The 2,992-nt window shown below is 38.0% G+C and carries 3 protein-coding genes; all 3 read left to right on the forward strand.

Going from position 1 to position 2,992, the window contains the following annotated elements; genetic code table 11:
* Positions 1–163: 163 nt before the first annotated feature.
* On the forward strand, positions 164–946 hold the full coding sequence (locus PL85_RS16045) for a hypothetical protein (RefSeq protein ID WP_115340134.1): 783 nt from the start codon (positions 164–166) through the stop codon (positions 944–946).
* A 215-nt stretch (positions 947–1,161) separates the two neighbouring features.
* Positions 1,162–1,812: a hypothetical protein gene (locus PL85_RS16050; protein ID WP_208895710.1), complete on the forward strand. Its 651-nt coding sequence runs from the start codon at positions 1,162–1,164 to the stop codon at positions 1,810–1,812.
* Positions 1,813–1,951: 139 nt separating this feature from the next.
* Entirely contained in the window at positions 1,952–2,854 is a 903-nt protein-coding gene (locus PL85_RS16055; RefSeq protein ID WP_115340136.1) for an FRG domain-containing protein, read from the forward strand.
* The last annotated feature ends 138 nt before the right edge of the window (positions 2,855–2,992 follow it).

Genomic DNA, 2,992 nt, shown 5'->3' on the forward strand with positions numbered 1-2,992 from the left:
ACTTCGTACTTGAATCCAAGTTGCATAACAAACAATTCAAGTGGATTCTCAACGCGTGGCAGTTTTACTATGCGTTGAGTAAAGTGTTTTACGGTGCAATGCAGCGGCTTGGTCAGTGCGTTGTTCACCACTTAATTGGGCGTTAACTGTCATAGGAGAGAACGTGGAAATCAAAGGTATTAAAGTAGAAGCTATATCAAAGTTAGTAAAAGATGTAGTGATAATAGTTTTGGCTGGTGTTGCAATATTAAAAATAATTCAAGCTGATATAGCTTTAAGTTTTAGTGAGCTATCTGCTACAGATTTAGTAGCGCTTTTGTTGGCCGTTTTTTCTGTTGGTCTTTCGGCTGCATTCTACTTTGCTGCATCAGGTAGTAGTGAACGCTTTTATGACAACATGCACAAGTTTACTAAAGATACATCGGTGATATTGGGTGAACTCAAAGAGCAAGTAAAAAGCGTAGACAAGGGGCAGCAAGAGGTTAAGGCTCGAGTTGAACAATATGGAACCAACGGTGTCGGATCTAAGAAGGAAGAGTTAGAAACAAAGGAAAAAGAAGTTGTTGATGCTCGTGAAGATATGCATCAATTTATATCAACTTTATTCGAAAACCTTAAATTAGATCAGGCTGAAAAAGATAAGTTAAAGGCAGAGTTGGCATCGAAAGAACAGCAACTATCAGATCATGTAAATCAACTATCTGAAATTAAGGCAAATATTCTTGAAGAAAAGCTGAGAAAAGTGAAAAGTTATTTAGTTAGTCACGTGAAGCGTAGAGCTAAACGACATGACAGTTTTGAAGAGTTGCTTGAAGGTCTTGTCCCTCGATCAGGTACTCTATTTGAAGAAGATCTAATAAGTCTCGGTTGGTTCGAGCATGGTGAGTTCACATCTAAAGGCATTGAAGTAATAAGTCAGATGTATGCAGATATATGTGACAGTTAACAAAGCATTTAAGAGGGACTCACAACGCGTGGCATTTTTGTCATGCGTTTGTTTTTGTGATGAATGTGCTATGCGTTAAGTGCTTTGGTGCGTTGTTCGCCCCTTAACGCGGCGTTAGTTGATAGGAGGTTACTTTGGAGTATATGAGGGTTGCATTTAATAAAGTAGGGTGGTTTATCCCACCGTATGTCATGGTAGGGTATTTGGAGCAATTGGTGAAAAAAATTGAAGGTGGCTATATTACTTTCGATAATTTGTCTGATGCCCTTGCCCCATTGTATTCGCCTGAAAACCTAGCTGCGATGGTTACCGAAAGATACCCAGAAATACCTTATATATCTGAGTACAAAGAGATCATATCTGAATCAATTGAAGCTCATTTTTCTGGCTCAAACCATATCGCGGTTTCCGGCTTAATGCCAGTTATCGAAGGTGCAGGTAGAAAGTTGTTAGAAAGTCGAGATCTTGAAGCAAAATCTATTCGAGATGTATTCGCTACATTAGCTCAAGATTGTAAAGATGAAGTCATTACGAAACAAATAGGTGCAGTAGATGAAATCGTTGCAATGTTAGCATCTTTTCATGATTTCACAGACGGGCACCTTTATATCAATTCTAAAAAGTATCCATTACCTGACAATACAAATCGTCATGGCATTTTGCATGGTTCATTTGCCGATGAAGATTACGGTGAAGTGATAAACTTTTATAAAGCTATTGGTGCAATCAATTTCCTTTGCTTCGTTGCATCTTTACGTATCCGTATATCAAGCTTCGCCCCTTCTCCGACAGAAAAATCTCGAAAGTTAGCTGCTTATTATAATATGTGCATAGAGTTATCTAGCTTGAAACAAAATATCAACTAACAAGCAATTTAAGAGGGATTCACAACGCTTGGCATTTTTGCTTCTACTTCAAATTTAGTGTTTATGGCACAATGAGTTAGGTTTGGGTGGAGGCGTTGTTCACCCCTTAATTGGGCGTTAAGTATTTTTGGGAGTTTGTATGCAAAATGTATATGCTGAGATAATAATTCGAAATATTGATGATTTGTATGAGTACCTTAGGAAATCAGATTATGCACGGAACGGTCTGACTTTTCGAGGTCAAATGGATGAGAGTTGGCCAATATCTTCAGGCATAGAGCGTAAGATGCAGCCATACTTCAGTGATCGATATTTAATTGGAAATTACGAAGAAAAAAAGATTATAGATTTTCAGCGTAGGGCGCATACGTTCATTCCTCAGAGTGTTCCAGAACAAGACGATTACCTTGAATGGCTTGCTTTACTACAGCATCATGGAGCTAAAACAAGGTTAATTGATTTTTCTCGATCGATATTTGTTGCGTGTTACTTTGCTACGAGATATGACGGAAAATCAGGTAAAGATGCAGCTATATGGGGAATACATTTAGGTAAACTTGAACGTTTTAAAATGAGAAAGGTTTATTCGGAATTAGGTATTCAATCTGGACTTTCCATCTATGAAAAAGATCAAGAGATTATCCAAAAGATCATTAAGCGAGAAGCTCGTTTTGTAGGGGTCTCAATATTAAGTCCGTTTCGACAAAATAAAAGGTTATTCGCTCAGCAAGGGGAGTTCTTGTCTGCTCTGGATATAAATAAATCTTTCATGGATAACTTGGCTGAAGTATTTGTCGGAGACTGTGATACTGAAGTAAAGAATGGTTACTGTGATTTCGGTACTCCTTACAAGAGAGGTTACATAGATGAATTTTCTAGTGATGAGTTGGTGAAGTACATTGGTGTCGTGAAATTTATTATTCCAGAAAAAGTACATAAGGGTTTAAGGATTGTACTTGAGCATATGAATATTCAAACTGCTAGTTTGTTTCCTGATTTTGAAGGTGCGGTGATGTCACTGAACCATGACTATTACGAATAAAATACTTAACAAACTGTTTAAGAGTGATTCGCAACGCGTGGCATTTTTACTATGCGTTGCGTTTAGTGTTTAAGGTGGTATGCGGTGGCATCGGTATTGCGTTGCTCACACCTTAACAGGGCGTTATGCAACCGAGTA

The organism is Vibrio anguillarum (assembly GCF_001989995.2).
Lineage (GTDB): Bacteria > Pseudomonadota > Gammaproteobacteria > Enterobacterales > Vibrionaceae > Vibrio > Vibrio anguillarum.

Excerpts from the sequence above, each read along its gene's own strand:
- PL85_RS16055 (WP_115340136.1), top strand. The coding sequence starts at position 1,952 with ATGCAAAATGTATATGCTGAGATAATAATTCGAAATATTGATGATTTG.